We start from the raw sequence: 19342 nt of genomic DNA on the forward strand, positions 1-19342 counted from the left end.
AAAAGGAGGCGCTGGAGAATGACCTACACACTCGGCTCGTACGCTCCTCCGCCTTCGGTATGGGAGGAGCTCAAGCAGGAGCTAAAAGCCGTTGCACCCGAGCTCGGCATAGATGATATCGGCTTCGCCTCGGCGGAGCCGTTCCAATCCCTGAAGGGGATTTTGCAATCCCATCGGGATAAGGGATATGAGTCCGGGTTCGAGGAGCGGGATCTGGATAAGCGGGTGACTCCCGCACTCCCCGGCACCGAGCCGAAGTCCCTGATCGCCATCGCGATAACGTACCACTCCAAGATGGAGAACCCGCCGAAATCGGAGCCTGGCAAGTACAGGGGCATCATGGCGCGATCCGCTTGGGGAAGGGATTATCACCATGTGCTCCGTGAGGCGATGAGCCGCCTGGAGGCATACATCAAGGAACGCGTGCCGGATGCAAAGCTTGAAAGCATGGTGGATACCGGCGCGCTTGTCGACCGGGCCGTCTCGCAGCGGGCCGGCATCGGTTTCAGTGCCAAGAACTGCTCCATCATCTCTCCGAAGTTCGGTTCCTGGATATTCCTTGGCGAAATGGTAACCAATATCCCGTTTCCGCCGGATTCGCCGGTAACCGAGGATTGCGGGGAGTGCACCAAATGCATCGATGCATGCCCAACCGGCGCCCTTGTCGGTCCCGGGCAGCTGAATGCCCAGCGCTGCGTTTCTTTTCTGACCCAGACCAAAGGATTTCTGGACGAAGAGGCCATGCGCAAGATCGGCAACCGGCTGTATGGATGCGATACCTGTCAAATTGTTTGTCCGAAGAACCGGGGCAAGAGCTGGACTCATCAAGAGGACTTCAAGCCCGATCCTGAAAAAGCCAAGCCGCTGCTCCTGCCCATTCTGGATATGAGCAACCGGGAATTCAAGGAGGCCTTCGGAGATACGTCCGCCGCTTGGCGCGGCCGTAAGCCGATTCAGCGCAATGCCGTCATCGCGCTCGGCAATTTTAAAGATATTTCAGCCGTACCGAAGCTGAGCGAAGTACTGCTGAAGGACCCGCGCCCGGAGCTGCGGGGAACCGCTGCATGGGCTCTGGGCCGTATTGGAGGCGAAGAAGCGTTGAACAACTTAGAGAAAAGCATGAAATCAGAAGGGGATTCCCGAGTACGAGATATGCTGCAGCAAGCCTTGAATAAACTAAAGCCTGAACCGGCTGGACATGAAGCACCTGCCGAAGCGCAAGCCGCGGCCGAAGTTTCATCCGCCGGGGTTTCGGGTTCCTCTAATGGGGGCAATCCGGATCAGGAGGGTCCTGTCATTCAGGGGGTCGAGCCGATGGCCATCCCTGAAGGAGGACCGGAAATGCTGTATTATGATGAAGTTCAATCTCCGATCGGACCGTTGACGGTCTGCGCCACGGAGAAGGGCCTTTGTCTCATTGAATTCGGCAGCTTCTATGTGAAGGAAGCGGTCATCCAGCAGTGGTCGCGGACTTGGGCCGGCAACGGCGGCTACCAACGGGACGAGGCCAGACTAGCCCCTGCGATCACGCAGTTGAAGCAGTACTTTGCCGGGGAACTGAAGGCCTTCGACGTACAGCTGGACATGCGCGGAACCTCATTCCAACTGCAGGTATGGGAAGCGCTGAAATCCATTCCCTATGGAACGGTTTGCTCCTATAAGGATGTAGCCGAATCCATCGGGCGTCCGAAAGCGGTTCGAGCCGTGGGCGGAGCGAACAATAAGAACCCCGTTCCGATCATCGTGCCGTGCCATCGGGTGGTAGGGGCCGACGGAGCGTTGATCGGCTATGCCGGCGGCCCGGAAATCAAACGCACCTTGTTGACGATCGAAGGAGCCATGCCGGACCGTAAAGGGTCGTAGTTGACCAAGGCGTAATCATCGGAACTGCCTGCTGCCGAACATCCGTTATTTTCATTTGCTGTGACGAAAAGGACATGCTATGATAGGTTCGTGTATGCGCCATTAAATGGCAGATATTAGTAGAAGGTGGTCAAGTGATGGATATTGTCATTCCGATTATTACATTGATCGTGGGTCTGGTCGGCGGATTCTTCATCGGCGTATTCTATCTGCGCAAGCAATTGGAGAAGATGCAGAACGATCCGCAAATGCTGCAGAAGATGGCAAAACAAATGGGGTATAACATGAACAGCAAGCAGATGCAGCGAGCACAGCAAATGATGAAAAATCAGCCTATGCCGGGCAAAGGGCAAGGCCGCAAACGCAAATCATAATGCAAGAAAGCCCGCTCCCGTCTAAATGGAACGACGGAGGGGCATTTCTATTTAAAAAGACCGCTAACAGCGGCTATAAGTTAACCGTTTGCTTTTTTTTGGAACGGAAAGGGGGATTGTACTGTGGCGGGCGTAAAGGACTATGTGAACCATAAAGTAGGCCAAAACCGGGAGCAGATCGAGTACCATGTAGAGCAAATATTGAAGCTGATCGGTGAAGATCCCAAGCGTGAGGGTCTGCTTGAGACACCGGCCCGCGTGACGCGGATGTACGAAGAGATCTTTGCGGGGTATGAAGTCGATCCCAAGGACGTTCTCGGGGTTACCTTCGACGAGAATCACGAGGAACTGGTCATCGTGAAGGATATCGTATACTACAGCCAGTGCGAGCACCATATGGCGCCGTTCTTCGGCAAAGTCCATATCGGATATGTCCCGAGCGGCAAAATCGCCGGCTTGAGCAAGCTGGCACGCTTGGTAGAGGCGGTTACGCGCCGTCTTCAGGTGCAGGAGCGCATCACTTCGCAAATCGCCGATATCATGGTGGAGGCGCTGCAGCCTAACGGCGTTATGGTCGTGGTGGAAGGCGAGCATCTGTGCATGTGCGCGCGCGGCGTGAAGAAGCCGGGCAGCAAGACGGTAACGTCGGCTGTACGCGGTACGTTCCAGAGCGATTCCGCGCAGCGCTCGGAGTTTCTGTCCTTGATTAAAGACTAAGCTGGATCTTCATGATATCAAAAAGGCTTCGCCCACGGAGGCGAAGCCTTTTTTTGTTATCCCTGTGACGATATGAAGCCATCTGATCATCCAGGACAAGCAAGGAAAGATCAAGATGCGCCATCGACTTGTTTCATATATTGCACATACTGGACGAGGGCGCTTTTTTGCTCCTCGATCTCCCGGATTCGACGGGACATCTCCATGAAAAAGACTTCGATCTGATCCCTCAGCACATTAGCCGATTGTCCCTTCCAATCCTGAAGGCGGGCATACATGACCCGCGCCTCTTGTTCGTCGGACCGAAGGGCTGCAAGCAGCCCCGTCAGCTCGCGTTCGGCTTGAAGCAAATCATCAAGCTCCAGCAGAATCTCTCGACTCATCCCCATTCCTCCCGGTGGTTGCTAATAGATGTTTACCCGCTGTTATCTGTACGTTCAAACAGATCCGCCTTAAATTTAATGTACTGCACGATGTCGGTGGTATGCTGCAGATGCCACTGACTCATCGACATGATGGATGTATCCAGCTGCTGGACGATCGGCTGCAGACGCCGGCTGTGGCTGGAGAACATGTATTTGGAGAGACGCTGCCGGATTCCCTGCATTTCGGCATCGCTCTGATGGGCATGCGCTCGCCATTTCTCGGCTACGCTTCGCAGCTCGGCAGGGGTAACCTGGATGGTACCGGAGGAGCCTCCTGCCGATCCGGCCATGGCTCCCAGCGAGCCGCCCAAACCTAAGCCCAAGTTGCTCAACGGCCCGCCAAGACCAAACAAGAGATCGCTGTGGGAAGGGATTCTGGGCGAATCCACGGACTTACCGGTAGCGCCGTCATACAGACGGTTCGAAATGTACCCATTCTCGAATTGATAGCGGTCCAGTTGGTGATAGTTGGGGCCTCCCAGCGTATTATCGATTTTTTCTTTGATGCTGAGCCCGTCATTGGCATCCTTGTAACTGGAGTCTATGTAATAGGTTGAGCCTACGTGACCGTCGTAACCTCCGAGCGCACCGCTGGCAATAATGTCGCCGGGATGGGCGAAATTAATGATCTGGGAATCGAATTCCCCATTCTCGGCTTTTCTTCTGGCTTCAGGGGAGAGGCTACCGATGACGGACGGGGCGCTGAAGGTGACAGCCGACATGCCGGTATAAGCGGCAGCATATTGCGCGTTGGCTCCGCCCAGCGAATGACCGGTAAGGGAAAAATCAACACCCTTGTACTTCTCCTTCATTTCCAGCGCGTAATCCTCGGCTTGATACATCTGATTGGTGCCCAAGATATCCGTTTTCTTATCGATTTTCCTCGATTGTTCGCCGAACCAATCCGTGACATCGTTAATGCCCGTCACTTCTTTGACTTTGTCTACATGGTCGGCCCAAGGAGCCCGGAACTCCGGAATTTTTCGTTTGATCTCTTCAATGCCAATATCCGCGTCGGCCAGATAATCGGGGAGCGCATGGGATAAATCTCTGCCTGCTTCGGTGCCGCGGTATGCGATAACGGCCTGGTTCGTTTCCTTGTTGTAGAAAGTTACCGCGTCAAAACCGGATATGCTGTTGCTCTTATAGTCCTCAAGAACCTCCCATCCCGGCAGGTCCTCAACGGTATCTTCTTTTTTCAGATCGAGGTAAGCCGCTTCCGACATGAGTCGGTATGTCTCGTCATCCACTTGCGGTGAACTCAAATATATTCCCTCCTTAACGTGATCTATCAGGTTCAGAGCCTATGGTTGCTGCAAAGAGAAACATAGGCCCGTCACTCGCCCTTAATAGCTTTTCTAAGCTCCGGGTTCATCACGAAATTGGACGTTTCGCCTGTGTTGAAATCTACGGATATTTTAAAGGTTTGTTCAGGATGATCCACGACATACCCTTCGAGGTTAACCTTGTCCGCTACGATCGATGGCATCATCTCTTCTTTGGTAATCTCTACATCCAAATTGTATTTTTCCTTAAAATACTCAACGGCCGTGGTTTTCGCCTTTGTTATAACCTCGTCCGAGCTGCCGTTTGCAGTGGCTTCGTTTTGATTATGGTTCACGGGCTGGCATCCTCCAACAATTAGAATAATGAATACAAATGCAAAAATGAAAATACGCGATTTGAACCTACTGTTCACACTGACCCATCCCTTCAGTCGTGATGTCCTGCTCCCACAGGCACGCCGGATCTTTCGGTTGTTGCCTTAGACCAATGCTGAGGCTGCGTACCAAGCTTACTGTCATATCATAATCCAGCATATGGTAGCGATCAACCGAATAAATAACCAGATATGTGGTAAAAAAGACCTAACAATAAGGTTGGGTTACTCCGTAGCTTGATAATCCTGTTCAAATCCGGGCTTATGACCAAGTATCCCTCTGAACAGGGAAGCCCTCCCTAAACTCCATAAAGGAAGTAAGGAGGGCTATAGACTTCATACCCAATATTAACCAATCCGAAGCAGCTAATGCCGGCTGAGAATTAAAACGGTTTCCATTTCAGCTTGCTGGCATGCTTGAAACGCTCCGCAACTTCCGGCCAGTAGACCACGTTCCACCAATCGTTGATGTAATCCTTGCGTTTATTTTGATGTTTAAGGTAATATGCATGCTCCCATACATCCAGGGCGAGGAGAGGGACGACGTCCCACTGGGAGAGATTTTGATGTTTCTCGGCCTGCAAAATTTCAAGCCGATGGCTGCGCGGACTCCAGACGAGGATCGCCCAGCCGCCGCCTTCCACTTTGTCTGCTGCTTCGGTAAAATGCTTCTTGAATCGATCGAAGCTTCCGAAATCCTTCTTGATCTGCTGTGCAAGCTCTCCGCCCGGTTCGCCGCCGCCCCGCGGGTTCATGATGTTCCAGAAGATCGTATGCAGATAGTGGCCGGCACCGTGGAACGCAAGCTCGCGTTCCCAATGCTTCACGAGCTCGAAATCGCCGCTTTTTCGGGCCTCCTCCAATTTCTTCTCCGCCTTGTTCAGGCCGTCGACGTAGCTTTGGTGATGGATGTCGTGGTGAATCCGCATGGTTTTCTCGTCGATATAAGGCTCGAGCGCATTATAAGCGTAAGGCAGTGGAGGGAGGCGGTGTCCGCCAATCGGCACAGCCTTGCCGCCGCTGTCTCCCATGCCTTGAATGGACAGCTCGGCTTCGGGAGTAGACGGCTGAGGAGACGTTGCCTCGTGCAGCGTCATCGACTGCAGCGGCATATCCACATCCATGAATCTCTCCAGCGCTCCGGCGGCGTTCAGTGTTTCGAGAGCATTCAGGAAATACTCGGACTCCCGAATCACATGGTGCAGGACCGTACCGGCAAGCGGCACTTTCTGAACGGCTTCACTGTTCTCTTTTAAGCTGTGCAGCTGGCGAATGAACTCCCTGGACTGCTCGCAGGAAGCGCGCAAGAGCTGCTCGACCTGGGCCAGCATTTGAGGCGTGGGAGAAGCATTATAACTTAGAATATGGCGCAGAAGTTCGTCTGCCGCCTTCTCCGTGTCGGAGAACACGACGGCCCATTGATCCAGCATTTTGACGTAGACCGGCTCCAGATCGGGCACCACGGCTTTGATCAGCGCGAGGTGTTTTCTTTCCTGATGCTTCCAAAAGCGAATTTCCTCCAGTAATCGCACCGGGAGCTTCGCTCCATAATGAAATAACATGTCCGTTCCCTCCAGTATCAGGTTCACTAAACACACTATATTCATTTGGCGGCCTGTATTATGAAGGAAATATAAAAACCCCCGCTGCATCAGGCAGCAGGGGGGAGAATCGTATACTGAAAGGCACGGTCTCTTCGCTACAGAAACACCTGATGAAAACCTCAGGATTCGTCCGGCGTTTCGAGTTTGCCGAGGAAGGTCGATACTTTGCGCAGATATTCCCTAGGATGCTCGCGGAAGATAAGCTCATGATGGGCATCCTCTACAATCCAGGAGTCGGAATCCGCATGCGTCTGGTTGGAAGCGATTTTCTCGGCGATCGGGTAAGGAGCCTTATCGTCCTTCGTTCCGTGGATGAACAAGGTCGGGAACGGGTAATCGTGCTTCTTCACCTCATTGTACGGGATCTGGTCCAGACTTGTGCCGTTAAGCACAGGGAAGAGCAGCTCCAGAATCTCCAGCGATGGATGACGGGGGAGATCAATCTGGTTGTGGATATTGTGGTAAAGCGTGTCCGGCTCCAATAAAAAGGCGCTGTCCAGAATCATGGCATCCACGTCCTTGGTCTCAAGCCCTGCCTGCAGCGCGGTGCCGGCCCCCATGGAGAACCCCCAGACGACAATTTGCTTCGCGCCGCGCTGCTTCACATGCTCAATGGCTCCAAGAAGCTGGCGTTTCTCCTCCTTGCCGCCGGTCGCCACTTCCTTGCTGGTCTGGGAGGCAAAACCGTAATCAAACATGAGCACATTGAAATTCATATTGTGCGCGTAGTGGGCGATATCGTACATCGGTACCCAGGTTTCCTCCCGGTTGGCGCCGTAACCATGGCTGAGCACGATGGTTTTCGAGGAATTCTCGGCCGGGATATACCATCCATTGATATTTCGTTTCCCGTCAATCGAGTGGAACGTGACGTTCTCGTAATTCATATCTTTCGCAAGCTTGGGATTGGAATAGAGCGGAGCCACCGTCGGATTCGACAAAACCCAAGCGATATAGGCATGAAGCGCAATAAAACAGAAAACGAGGAAAAAAACGACAGATAATAACAGCGCTAATATAATATGCTTTAGACGGACCAAGCCCGTGGACAGCTCGGCCGGCGCGTCATTCAATTGGGAGAGTGGGGCATTACTACCAGTCGTAGTGCTCATAAGTGGCCCCTCCTTACCATATAGTCTGAGTGCGTTTCGTGAACATGAAAAAGTTGAAATTATAATAATCGTATGCCCGGATGCCTATAAAGTCAATGCAAAACCATAGATTGTAAGACAACTGTAAAGTCCCTGTCCCCATGGTTTACTTTTGAGAAGAATTCTCATATAATTCTTGTAACCAGGTTTCATACAATGAAACAGGAGAGGAGCTGATCGGGATGGAAGACCGCAAATTAACGGTACGCGCCGTAGAGCGGGCCCTTGATATCTTGATGTGTTTTACGAAGGATGGCGAACTTGCTCTCACGGAGATTTCTTCCCTTATCGGATTACATAAAAGCACCGTCCATCGGCTGCTAACAACGCTGGAAGACAAAGGATTCGTTGTGCGGAACAAAGAGACGGAGAAATACCGGCTCGGCTTGAAAATATGGGAGCTGTCGATGCATCTGTCCCAAAGCGACGACCCTGCCATTCGCCTTCAGCCGGCGATGGAGGCCTTGCGGGATCGGCTTGGGGAAACGGTAAGTCTTTATTTAAGGGACGGTTCGGATCGCCTTCGGATTCAAGCGGTTCAGAGCAACCAGGGGATCCGCCGGGTCGCCCAGGTCGGCGTGCGGCTGCCGCTCTCGGTGGGCGCGTCCAGCAAGGTTCTTGTGGCCTTTGCGCCTGAGGCGGACCAGGAGGAGCTGCTGAATGCGCCGGATTGGCCGGAGGCGGTCGATAAGAACGCGTACCGGCAGCAGCTGGCGGAAATACTCGAGAACGGCTACGCGATCAGCATCGAAGAGCGCGAACCTGGAGCGGCTGCCGTATCGGTGCCGATCTTCGACCGCAGCGGCCGCGTCGCCGCCGCATTGTCGATGTCCGGGCCTGTAACCCGCCTGTCGGCCGAAACGCTTCGCGAGCATGCGCCAATCCTGATGGAAGCGGCAAGGGAAATGGGAATGATGATTTAATTTATTCTATTGCCGGATCAGAGACAGCATCACTATAAGTTATTCAATGACCGGGAGGCTGCGTGTGATACAGCCGCCCGGCATAACAAACCGTCCAAGCGCTGGCCGTCTTCGGAGAAGGCTCGCCCATCAACGCTATTTCTTATAGGATGGAAAAGGACCGTCCCCATGATCTTGGTGATCGCGGGGACGGTCCTTTTGACGCTGCAGCTCAGTATGTAACACGTAAGCGCAACTTAGGTCAGCTTCACGTTCTTTTCCTTCATTTTCTGATTAAGGATTTCTTGAAAGGTCAGGGGTTTGTCCGTCGCTTCCTCTTTCTTAGGCGCCGCCACCGGGTGCGGCCGCTGGTATTGATAGTGGAACGAAGCCATCGTATGTATTTTGATCATCGGTACCTTCCTCCTGGATATGGGTTTCCGCAATGTTTTGTACCCATTAACCTGTGCGGCCTTATTCGAAACGGAATTTCCAATATTCAGGAAGAAAGTACCGGGAAATAACAAAATCCCCATCATCCACGCGTGGATGATGGGGATTTTTGACTAAGGCCAAATCGCCTATAAGAATGCTTTATTGGTTCGATGCGATCATTTGACGCAGTACCGTTTGGAGGATACCTCCGTTATGGTAGTAATCCACGTCCACCATGCTGTCGAGACGGGCGATGGCTGGGAACTCGAATTGGGTTCCGTCTTCGCGCGTAGCGACAACCGTCAATTCCTGGCCTGGCTTCACGTCGTTGCTGAGGCCCAAAATATCGAATGTCTCGCGGCCGTTCAGACCGAGGCTCTTCCAGCCGTGACCTTCCTGGAACTGGAGCGGCAGAACGCCCATGCCCACCAGGTTGGAGCGGTGGATACGCTCGAAGCTTTCAGCCAGTACAGCCTTGACGCCGAGGAGATACGTACCTTTTGCCGCCCAGTCGCGGGAGCTTCCCGTACCGTATTCTTTACCTGCGATAACGATCAGGTTCTGTCCGCCTGCTTGATAATTCATCGATGCATCATAGATGGACATCACTTCTTCCGTTGGCAGGTAAGTCGTAACGCCGCCTTCCGTACCTGGAGCTACCTGGTTACGGATCCGGATGTTAGCGAACGTACCGCGCATCATGACTTCGTGGTTACCGCGGCGGGAGCCGTAGGAGTTGAAGTCTTTGCGTTCCACGTTGCGATCGCTCAGATATTTGCCGGCAGGGCTGTTCGTTGCGATGTTGCCCGCTGGAGAGATGTGGTCCGTCGTAACGGAATCGCCCAAGAGAGCCAGCACGCGCGCTTCCTTGATGTCCTGGATGTCGTTCAGGCCGTTGCCCAGGCTTTCGAAGAACGGCGGGTTCTGAATGTAAGTGGATTGATCGTCCCACTCGTACAGCTCGCCTTCAGGCACAGGAATCTTGTTCCAACGCTCATTGGCGGTGAACACGTTCTCGTACTTGGCGCGGAATGCTTCAGCGCTGACGGACAGGCCGATCGCTTCGCGGATTTCCGCGCTCGTTGGCCAGATGTCCTTCAGATACACAGGCTCATTGTTCGGATCGTAACCGATCGGATCGTTCTGAAGATCGATGTTCACCGTGCCTGCCAGGGCGTAAGCAACAACCAGCGGCGGCGAAGCCAGGTAGTTGGCTTTGACTTGAGCATGCACGCGGCCTTCGAAGTTACGGTTACCGGACAATACGGCAGCTACCGTCATGTCGTTGTCGGCAATCGCTTCGCTCACTTCATCCGGCAATGGACCGGAGTTACCGATGCACGTTGCGCAGCCATAGCCTGCCACGTAGAAGCCGAGGGATTCCAGATAGTGCAGGAGTCCGGCTTTCTCCAGGTAGTCGGTTACGACGAGGGAGCCCGGTGTCAAGCTGCTCTTCACGTAGCCAGGCTTTTTCAGGCCGCGTTCAACGGCTTTCTTGGCCAGGAGGCCAGCGCCGAGCATAACGCTTGGGTTCGACGTGTTCGTACAGCTGGTGATGGCCGCGATTACAACCGCACCCGTACCCATTTCGCTGGTAGAGCCGTCTTTATGGTTAACTTTAACGGTCTCTGCGATTTTCTCGTCGCTGAGTCCATATCCGCCCTTATCGATCGGCGTACGGATGATGTCGTTAAAGTTTTGTTTCATGCTGGTAAGCTCGATACGGTCCTGCGGACGTTTCGGTCCGGCCAAGCTCGGCACAACCGAAGCCAGGTCCAGCTCGATTACGTCGGAGAACTCAGGGTCCGGCGTATCGGCCGTACGGAACATGTTTTGCGCTTTATAGTAGTTCTCCACGAGCTCAACCTGCTCATCGGAGCGGCCCGTGTTGCGAAGATAAGCCAGCGTTTCGTCGTCAACCGGGAAGAAGCCGATCGTAGCGCCATATTCCGGAGCCATGTTGGCAACCGTTGCACGGTCAGCCAAGCTGATGTTGGCGAGGCCTGGACCGTAGAATTCTACGAATTTGCCTACGACGCCTTTCTTGCGGAGAAGCTCGGTTACCGTGAGGGCAAGGTCAGTCGCGGTAGCGCCTTCTGCCAGGCTGCCTGTCAGCTTGAAGCCGATAACTTCAGGGGTGACAAAGTACAGCGGCTGGCCGAGCATGCCGGCTTCCGCCTCGATGCCGCCGACGCCCCAGCCCACAACGCCAAGACCGTTGATCATGGTTGTATGGGAGTCCGTGCCTACGAGGGAATCAGGGAAGACCAGCGTTTCGCCGTCAACGGTCTTCGTAGCCGCAACGGAAGCCAGGTACTCCAGGTTAACCTGGTGAACGATACCTGTTCCCGGAGGAACCGCGCGGAAGTTGTTGAATGCCGTTTGAGCCCAGCGGAGGAAACGGTAACGCTCCTCGTTGCGCTCAAATTCAAGCTTCATGTTCGTTTCAAGCGCTTGGTCGGTACCAAAAGCGTCGACCATGACGGAGTGGTCGATAACGAGGTCGACCGGAACGAGCGGGTTGATCTGTTTAGGATCGCCGCCGGATTTTTTTACAGTGTCGCGCATGGCTGCAAGGTCTACGACAACGGGAACGCCGGTGAAGTCCTGCAGTACGATACGGGCAGGGATAAACGGAATTTCCTTGTTGTTGTCGCGTCCTTCGTTCCACTTGGACAAGAGTTTTACGTGATCTTCGGTAATCGCGCGTCCGTCAAACTGACGAACGGCAGCTTCAAGCAGCACCCGAATGGAGAAAGGAAGCTTGGACACGCTGCCGTATCCTTGCTCTTCGAGCGCCTGCAGGCTGAAATAGCGGTAACTTTTACCGCCCACCTCTAGGTTGCGAGAGATGGAGAATTGATCCTTTGCTGGCATTGATGAACCTCCTTAAGTCATTTCATAAATCGAATAAAGACAGTTAGGGTTAAATCCTTTTCGGTTTCACTAGATGAAACCTAATTTCATAAATTGACTACTTTAAGTATAACGTTTTCAACTCCCCGCGTAAAGCATTTTTTATAGAAGAAACGCATTTCAAAAAGGTGAAAACAAGACTGTTTTCTTACCGGAAAGCAGCCGCTGCAATCCCGCGTTTCTGCAATCTCTTGACCGAAGTTCATAGCCTGAAGATTTGCTTCATATAGTTGTGATAGGGAACGGCGTGAATGGCAAGGTTAGAGGAGGAGAGAGGATGAACAGTTTGAAGCAAGCCGAGAAGCCTTGGAAGCAAGCTCTATATATTTACGTCAATCAATATAACCAAAATCGCGTGGACTATTCCTCAGGCCTGAAAGAGCAGATTGTGGCGGACCTGAACTACCTGGTAGAGAGAGGAGAGAGGCAGTTTCGCCTGCAATCGTGGTATGCGGAGCGGGAGGCAACGCCGCTTAAGAGCGAGACCCGTGCCCGTCTTCAGCGCATACTGAGGGAAACGGAAGATGATGTGGTCGCCGATGTGCGGCTTCACAGCGTTTTTTATTATGAAAAAAGAGGGATGACGCATCGGGAAGACACGGTTGTCGGGGAACGGCTGACGCTGATTCGGGACGGGGATGCCTGGCTGATCGTCGGCATCGAACGTCTGCAGGATGAACGCCATCCTTTGCAAAGGGCCGATATTCCGGGAGCAGGCTCGGACGCGGCCGGAAGGGAGCCGTCCACTCCTTTCATGAACGGACGCGTATACGCCGCTGGCAGCAGTCCGCGATCGGGACGTTACGAACGCGAAGCCGCGGCTGCCTATGCCGACCGTTGGTGGGATTCGGGGAATCCGGAGTTTGAGGAATTCGACGTGGATTGCACGAACTATATCTCCCAGTGCCTCTTTGCAGGCAAAGCCCCAATCCACTATACTGGTAAAAGAGAAACGGGATGGTGGTACAAGGGATACGTCAACAAACGGGAGTGGTGGAGCTACAGCTGGGCGGTGTCGAACAGCTTCGCGCATTATCTGAATGCCAGTACCACGGGGCTTCGGGCCGAGCGGGTGGAGCGTCCCGAACAGCTGATGCTGGGGGACGTCATCGTGTACGACTGGGACGGCGACGGCGCGTTTCAGCACAGCACCATCGTGACGGCGTTTGACGCGGGCGGGATGCCGCTGGTTAATGCGCATACGGTGTCAAGCCGCCACCGCTATTGGGACTACCGGGATTCCTATGCTTGGAACGATAACACCGAATACCGGTTTTACCATATTCCCGATTATTTTTAATATGACAGCATGTCATGCTGCAATACGGACAAGAGAGAGGTTAACATGGGACAGGATAAATTGACGGTTGGTTTAGTATACGGGGGAAAATCCGGCGAGCATGAGGTGTCGCTATCCACGGCATTCGCGGTCATGAACGCTTTTGATTTTGATAAATACGAGATTGTCCCGTTTTATATTTCAAAACAGGGAACCTGGAGAATCGGCAGCAAGATGTCGGCTCCTTTCGCCCGGCAGGAGGAATTGAAGCTGGCTGAAGGGGAAGGCACGCAAACGGCGCTGAACGCCGTGTTCAGCAGACTGTACGGGGAAGAGAATCAGGCGGTCGATATTATGTTCCCGCTGCTTCACGGGACGTTCGGCGAGGACGGGACGATCCAGGGGCTGTTCGAAATGGCGGACATCCCTTACGTGGGAACCGGCGTGCTTGCATCCGCTGCCGGGATGGACAAAGTCGTCATGAAGAAGCTCTTTGCCCAGGCAGGATTGCCGCAATGCGAGTACTGCTATTTCAACCGCACCCAGTGGGAGCGGAGCCAGCATGAAGTGCTCAAGAACATCGAGGACAAACTCGGATTCCCGAGCTTCGTGAAGCCGGCTAACCTCGGCTCGAGCGTCGGGATTTCCAAGGCCAAGAACCGGGAGCAGCTGAAGGCAGCGATTGAATCCGCGCTCCGCTTCGATGACAAGATCATCGTTGAAGAGTTCGTCGATGCGCGCGAAGTGGAGGTCAGCGTGCTCGGCAATGACGAGCCGATGGCGTCCGTTCCTGGTGAAATCGTCTCTTCCAGTGAATACTATGACTACGCGGCCAAATATACGGATGGACAATCGCAGATGCAAATCCCGGCCGAGATCGACCCGGATACGGCGGATCGGCTGCGCGACCTGGCCATTGCCGCCTTCAAAGCGATTGAGGGCGGGGGCATTACCCGCGCCGACTTCTTTGTCCGCCGTTCGGACGGTGCGATACTGATCAACGAAGTGAACACGATGCCGGGCTTCACGCCGTTCAGCATGTACCCGCTCTTGTGGCGGGAGACGGGCGTTTCCTATCGCGAGCTGCTTGACCGGATGATCGAGCTGGGCCTTGAGCGGTACCATCGCAAGCAATCCCTGATTTATGAGAACCAGGCGTAAGCCGTCACAATAGGATATGAAACACCAGGGGGAGTCCGCGCTATTCATTACGGCTCCCCTTGAGTCTAATATTTTGGGATGAAAGGAAGAGACATGATATGGGATTTCAAACCGAGTTCAATTCCGTTTGTAAGTTTAAAAGCGAGCAGGAGCTCTACGAGCTGCTGGAATACGGCCGCGGCAAAATGCTGAAGGACGGGCTCCGGGTGTTTCCGACGGGACAGAAGGTCATTGCCTATACGCCGGATAACCGGGCGGTGGCCATCGTCCTGATCACCGCATGCGTATCGGAGATCAACTTCCAGGGGCGGGAGGTCACTTCGGTCGAGCTGCAGCTCATCCGCAAATTGACGGATGAGGAAGCGCGCGTACAGACCGCGCTCGCGCACGAGATGTTCTTCGGAGACCATGCATGATTGTCCGTTTCGGTTATGTGGCCATGTCCACGGTCGTGCAGAATGCTTCTCCTTCCAAGACGATGACGATGAAGAGTTTCATGAAGCTGAATGACCGTGAGGCCGGCCTGCACAAACTGGAGCGGATCGCGAATGAGAACCTACATAATACCCTTCGGCTTCTGAAGCATAATGCGGCTCACGATATCAAGGTATACCGCTTCTCGTCCAAGCTGATTCCGCTGGCCACGCATAACGACATGCGGGACTGGGACCCGTTCCCGGCTTTGCGGGAAGGCTTTCAGGCCATTGGGGAATTCGTGAAAAAACACGGGATGCGGGTTTCCTTCCATCCGGATCATTTTACGGTGCTGAGCACGCCGCGTCCCGAAGTGCTGGTCAATTCGGTCCGCGACTTGGAGTCGCACGTCCGCATGCTGCAGGCGATGGAACTGCCTGCTTCCATGAAGAATAACATTCACATTGGGGGAGCTTATGGGGACAAGCCTTCGGCAGCGGCCCGATTCGTTGAACATTTTTATGAGCTTGACCCGCACATCAAGGAACGGCTGACCCTTGAAAATGACGATAAAACCTTTACAGCCCAGGAAACGCTGGCCGTATGCAAGCAGACCGGGCTGCCGATGGTGCTGGACATCCATCACCAGTGGGTCAATAACGACGGCGAGGCGTCCTGGGAGCTGTGGCCGGATATCCTTCGCACCTGGGAGACGCCGCTGGCGCAGGCCGATTCGGAGCCGGCTCAGCCGCTCCCGCCGAAGATTCATGTCTCCAGCCCCAAGAGCAAGACCGATATCCGCAGCCATGCGGACGGGGTGGATGTCGTGCCGCTGCTCGCTTTTTTAAGGAATATTGCCGGGGCTACACCGAAAGTGGACGTGATGATTGAAGCGAAGATGAAGGACGGCGCCTTGTTTGACCTGATGAGGGATCTGGGAAATTATACGGAAGAGGGCATTACCATACTCGACGGTGCTTCCATCGAAGTGAACCCTTAACCGATAAGTTGAGCTTGTTAACACTTGCAAGTTGATGGGTTTTGGGTTACGTTGGAAGTAGCCAAACAGGGATTCCCCTTAAGATAATGACATTGGACTAAAAAGTTCGTTCTCGCCAAGCATTCAGGTGCACAGCATAGGACGGACTTTTATTGAAATAGGCGGAATTTTCGCGTGGCTGCCCTTTCGGCTACCGTAATGACGGAATAGGATGTAGAGATTTCCAAGATTACTAGATTTATATAGAAAGTAGAGTGAGTGCTTTGAACGAGAATGAAAAGATTCCTTATGTTGTCAGCAGTAAGAGCTATACCGCCGTTGCGATTAATTGCGCCGCGAAAGCGGGAGAATGGATTAAGAGCAAACTGGGCACCGTCAAGCAGCTGAGCACCAAGTCTTCGGCACAGGATATCGTAACCGAGGTCGACAAAGGCGCGGAGCAGATGATCCGCAAGCTGATCCTGACGCACTTCCCGGATCATGCGATCCTGGGAGAAGAAGGGGTTGCCCCGGGTACGGATGCCTATGCGAAGGCGCTTGAGGAAGCCAAAGACGAAGAGTATCTTTGGATTATCGATCCTGTGGACGGCACGACGAACTATGTTCACGGATTTCCGTTTTACTCGGTATCCATCGCGCTGGCTCATCATGGAGAAGTGATTGTCGGCGTTATCTACGACCCTTCCCGGGACGAGTTGTTCGTGGCGGAAAAAGGCAAAGGGGCTTACGTTCACGGCAATCCGACCTATGTCTCCACGGAGGAACAATTGTCGGACAGCTTGCTGGCCACGGGCTTCCCGCTGGACAGCAAGGTCAACTTGCCGCTCAACATGGCGGAGCTTCAGGCGCTGCTGCCGATGGTACGCAATGTAAGGGCGGGCGGTTCAGCCGCGCTTCATCTTGCTTATGTGGCGGCCGGCCGGCTGAGCGGGTACTGGGAGCACGGCTTGAGTGCCTGGGACGTTGCCGCAGGCGCGCTGCTGGTTCAGGAGTCCGGCGGCAAAGTAACCGATACGGAAGGACGTCCCTACGATCTGTCGGTGCGTCATTTAGCGGCAACCAACGGGTTGATTCATCAGCGTTTTTTGGATACGCTAAAAGATGCGGGCGAGGCTTTGGTCCGCTAAACGGTCACCATCCGCAGAGAGAATGCCGTTCACTATTAACCGTTTGATAAAAGGAGTGTGCGTACGATGAATGAGAAGTCGGATCAGGATTTGGAGCGCCAGCTCAGCGAGATGTTAACGGACGGTGAAATGGAGAAGAAGGATCGGGAGAAGGAGGAGCGCAGGCTGCTCTCTCCGAAATATGAGATCCGGATTCAGACGCAGCTCGACCCCATCGTGGAGGAGACGCTCAAATACCGCAGCATGGCAAAGGAATTGGATGACCGCTATGACAAGTATATCGATAAGGCGGTAAAGAAGGAGAAGCCTGAGGATTCAGGCGAAGGCGTGTGATAGCGCTTCAAGGAATATTGCGGTATTGGAGCGTAACATCATCCTAGTTCGGTATCAGGAATGGACAGCATGAAACAGGCTGTCCATTTTTTTGTGCAGCAATCAAGATAAGACTCTTCAAGACGGTGAATGTCGGAGTCAGGATGTGCGACCTTGTCCATATAGGGGGGAGGAGAAACAATGCGGGTTCAGCTGAAGGCTTCTCATTTTTTGGCAGGATTATCAGGTGTGGGTTCCATCCTGTTGTGGTGCATACTTATCATCTTTAATCCGTTTACGGACGTTATGAACTGGAGTCCGGCCCTGAATACGTTCATTACGCTCTTTCTGCCAGGCTGCTTGGCGTTGATTGCGATGGTGTATTCGTACAGAATGCTGCTGCTGATTGCTTTTGGATGGTCGATACTGCCAAGCCTGTATATGGCAGGCACGCCAGGGATATTTGCTTGGATTGGAGTTACCTCCATAGGTTATCTATTCGCTTATCTTCGCATGAAGCCGTCTCGTCCGGCTTGATTCGGTACCATTCGCCTGATGGTGGTGGTAAAATAAGGCTGTATCAAGATATTCGACGTTAAGGGAGTGAAGTCATGTTCAAACAATGGAAGAAGGGGCTGGCGGCAGTAACCGGCAGCTTGACGCTCGCGGTGGCGCTAGTCGGACCGGGCGTTGCGCCGGCTTATGCCGATGAGGCTGCGGCTAAGCATACATATCGTATCGTAACGCTGGGGGATTCGCTGACCGTCGGGTATGAGCCGGGAATGGATCTGAACAGCAAACCGTACGGTTTTGTTGACCGGCTGTATGAGCAGGGGCTGTTCCATGGCCGGACCGAAGTCACGAATCTGGGGATCGGCGGGTTGAAGACCGACGGGCTGAACAACTACGTCAAGGCCGTCCTGGATGAACGGGCGATCACGCCGGAGGAGCTGCAGCCGGGACTCAGCAGCATCGATCCGCGGACCAAGCAGATCGGCGCCGATGCAGCGAAAGCTAAGCCGATTATCGCCGAAGCCGATCTGATCACCATTACGATCGGCGGCAATGACATGATGAGTCTTGTCAGCACCGTGGAAACGTTAAGCGATGAGCAGCTGCAAGCCAAGATGCAGGAACTGTTCCAGATCTATAAGGACAACGTGTCATCCGTCATTACAGGCCTGCATTCCCTGAATCCGGATGCCGCGATCGTAGTGGCCGACCAGTATAACCCGGTTCCCAAAATCGCCGATGACGTCGCGTACGCGAAACTGCTTGCGGCATCCGGTGAGTTCACGAAGCTGGTGGACGGGGTGGCCGGCGGTTTTGCAAGCCAGGGCGTAGACATCAAGGTAGCGCATGTCGCGAAGAAATTCGTGGGCTCCGAGCTGACGATGACCCATATCCTGAAGGATGACATCCATCCGAACCAATACGGATACGAAACGATGGCCAGCGTGTTTGCAGAGACGATCTGGGGCAGCTATCAGAAACCTCCTGTTCAAAATGAGGGGCAGCCGATGCGCATCGTCGTGAAAGGGCAGGAGCTGAATACGCCATACAAGCCGATCCTCCGCGACAACCTGAATTACGTAGCCATACAAGACATCGTGAACGCGGTGGGGGCGACTACCAAATGGGAGAATAAAACATCCAGCGCAACGATTACCTTCGGAGACCAGACGGTCGTGGTGAAGATCGGCGCCAAAACCGTTCAAGTCAACGGAACGGCCGTACCGATCGATACGCCGGCTTTCCTGCACAAGGTAGGAAAAGAGGATAAAACCTACGTGCCGCTCGCCGTGATTGCATCCGGCCTGGGCTTTGACGTTCAGTACAGTTCCAAATTGCGTACCGCATTCATCAATTTGTAATTCCATGAGCAAGCTGCACCGGCTGGAAGGAGCCGATGCAGCTTTTTTTGTGATTCCCCCGTGACGGCCTACGAGAGAAGTTCTTTGTTTACCCCTCGTTATGGTCGACGGTTCGATAGAGGATCGGA

The 19342-nt window shown here is 53.7% G+C and carries 19 protein-coding genes; 12 read left to right on the forward strand and 7 right to left on the reverse strand.

The window, feature by feature from the left end:
* Window positions 1-18: 18 nt before the first annotated feature.
* The 3 genes from queG (at window position 19) to folE (ending at window position 2954) form a co-directional block, all read left to right on the forward strand.
* Window positions 19-1863, forward strand: coding sequence for a tRNA epoxyqueuosine(34) reductase QueG (gene queG / locus RB297_RS27315; protein ID WP_213580210.1), 1845 nt, complete (start codon window positions 19-21; stop codon window positions 1861-1863).
* A 137-nt stretch (window positions 1864-2000) separates the two neighbouring features.
* Window positions 2001-2237, forward strand: a complete 237-nt coding sequence (locus tag RB297_RS27320) for a YneF family protein (RefSeq protein ID WP_009594912.1) — start codon at window positions 2001-2003, stop codon at window positions 2235-2237.
* A 123-nt stretch (window positions 2238-2360) separates the two neighbouring features.
* Window positions 2361-2954: a GTP cyclohydrolase I FolE gene (gene folE / locus RB297_RS27325; protein WP_012819021.1), complete on the forward strand. Its 594-nt coding sequence runs from the start codon at window positions 2361-2363 to the stop codon at window positions 2952-2954.
* Window positions 2955-3064: 110 nt separating this feature from the next.
* Here folE and RB297_RS27330 read toward each other — a convergent pair whose 3' ends face one another.
* From RB297_RS27330 to RB297_RS27350, 5 genes are all read right to left on the reverse strand, one after another.
* A complete protein-coding gene (locus RB297_RS27330) occupies window positions 3065-3337 on the reverse strand; it encodes a hypothetical protein (protein ID WP_096777009.1) in 273 nt (90 codons plus the stop codon).
* Between the two features lie 32 nt (window positions 3338-3369).
* The gene (locus RB297_RS27335; protein WP_096777008.1) at window positions 3370-4644 is read right to left on the reverse strand and encodes a Tle-like phospholipase domain-containing protein; all 1275 of its coding nucleotides are present in this window, start codon (window positions 4642-4644) and stop codon (window positions 3370-3372) included.
* A 71-nt stretch (window positions 4645-4715) separates the two neighbouring features.
* Window positions 4716-5000: a hypothetical protein gene (locus RB297_RS27340; RefSeq protein ID WP_090912753.1), complete on the reverse strand. Its 285-nt coding sequence runs from the start codon at window positions 4998-5000 to the stop codon at window positions 4716-4718.
* A 422-nt stretch (window positions 5001-5422) separates the two neighbouring features.
* Window positions 5423-6601 (reverse strand): Fe-Mn family superoxide dismutase, encoded by a 1179-nt coding sequence (locus RB297_RS27345; protein ID WP_375121878.1) that lies wholly within the window; start codon window positions 6599-6601, stop codon window positions 5423-5425.
* 161 nt (window positions 6602-6762) lie between these two features.
* The gene (locus tag RB297_RS27350) at window positions 6763-7755 is read right to left on the reverse strand and encodes an alpha/beta fold hydrolase (RefSeq protein WP_096777006.1); all 993 of its coding nucleotides are present in this window, start codon (window positions 7753-7755) and stop codon (window positions 6763-6765) included.
* Between the two features lie 221 nt (window positions 7756-7976).
* On the opposite strand from RB297_RS27350, the gene RB297_RS27355 reads away from it, so the two are divergent.
* On the forward strand, window positions 7977-8717 hold the full coding sequence (locus RB297_RS27355) for an IclR family transcriptional regulator (protein WP_009591105.1): 741 nt from the start codon (window positions 7977-7979) through the stop codon (window positions 8715-8717).
* A gap of 236 nt (window positions 8718-8953) precedes the next feature.
* Here the strand turns inward: RB297_RS27355 and RB297_RS27360 are convergent, their stop codons facing one another.
* Both RB297_RS27360 and acnA read right to left on the reverse strand, forming a co-directional pair.
* Entirely contained in the window at window positions 8954-9109 is a 156-nt protein-coding gene (locus RB297_RS27360; RefSeq protein WP_176502551.1) for a hypothetical protein, read from the reverse strand.
* 181 nt (window positions 9110-9290) lie between these two features.
* Window positions 9291-12008 (reverse strand): aconitate hydratase AcnA, encoded by a 2718-nt coding sequence (acnA, locus tag RB297_RS27365; RefSeq protein WP_096777005.1) that lies wholly within the window; start codon window positions 12006-12008, stop codon window positions 9291-9293.
* A gap of 316 nt (window positions 12009-12324) precedes the next feature.
* Between acnA and RB297_RS27370 the strand changes: the two genes are divergently transcribed.
* From RB297_RS27370 to RB297_RS27405, 8 genes are all read left to right on the forward strand, one after another.
* Window positions 12325-13347 (forward strand): amidase domain-containing protein, encoded by a 1023-nt coding sequence (locus tag RB297_RS27370; RefSeq protein WP_009591119.1) that lies wholly within the window; start codon window positions 12325-12327, stop codon window positions 13345-13347.
* Between the two features lie 45 nt (window positions 13348-13392).
* Window positions 13393-14487, forward strand: coding sequence for a D-alanine--D-alanine ligase (locus RB297_RS27375; RefSeq protein WP_012819030.1), 1095 nt, complete (start codon window positions 13393-13395; stop codon window positions 14485-14487).
* A 98-nt stretch (window positions 14488-14585) separates the two neighbouring features.
* Window positions 14586-14903, forward strand: coding sequence for a hypothetical protein (locus tag RB297_RS27380; RefSeq protein ID WP_009591113.1), 318 nt, complete (start codon window positions 14586-14588; stop codon window positions 14901-14903).
* On the forward strand, window positions 14900-15901 hold the full coding sequence (gene uvsE, locus RB297_RS27385; RefSeq protein ID WP_375121879.1) for a UV DNA damage repair endonuclease UvsE: 1002 nt from the start codon (window positions 14900-14902) through the stop codon (window positions 15899-15901). The genes RB297_RS27380 and uvsE overlap by 4 nt, the downstream gene beginning before the upstream one ends.
* Window positions 15902-16164: 263 nt before the next feature.
* A complete protein-coding gene (locus tag RB297_RS27390; protein WP_036671729.1) occupies window positions 16165-17028 on the forward strand; it encodes an inositol monophosphatase family protein in 864 nt (287 codons plus the stop codon).
* A 66-nt stretch (window positions 17029-17094) separates the two neighbouring features.
* Complete coding sequence (locus RB297_RS27395; RefSeq protein ID WP_096777002.1) at window positions 17095-17361, forward strand: hypothetical protein; 267 nt, start codon at window positions 17095-17097, stop codon at window positions 17359-17361.
* A 180-nt stretch (window positions 17362-17541) separates the two neighbouring features.
* On the forward strand, window positions 17542-17877 hold the full coding sequence (locus tag RB297_RS27400) for a hypothetical protein (protein WP_096777001.1): 336 nt from the start codon (window positions 17542-17544) through the stop codon (window positions 17875-17877).
* A 74-nt stretch (window positions 17878-17951) separates the two neighbouring features.
* Complete coding sequence (locus RB297_RS27405; RefSeq protein WP_213580214.1) at window positions 17952-19214, forward strand: SGNH/GDSL hydrolase family protein; 1263 nt, start codon at window positions 17952-17954, stop codon at window positions 19212-19214.
* Window positions 19215-19342 lie beyond the last annotated feature (128 nt).

The organism is Paenibacillus sp. CR_12 (assembly GCF_041953985.1).
In the GTDB taxonomy this organism is placed as follows: domain Bacteria; phylum Bacillota; class Bacilli; order Paenibacillales; family Paenibacillaceae; genus Paenibacillus_AQ; species Paenibacillus_AQ lautus_A.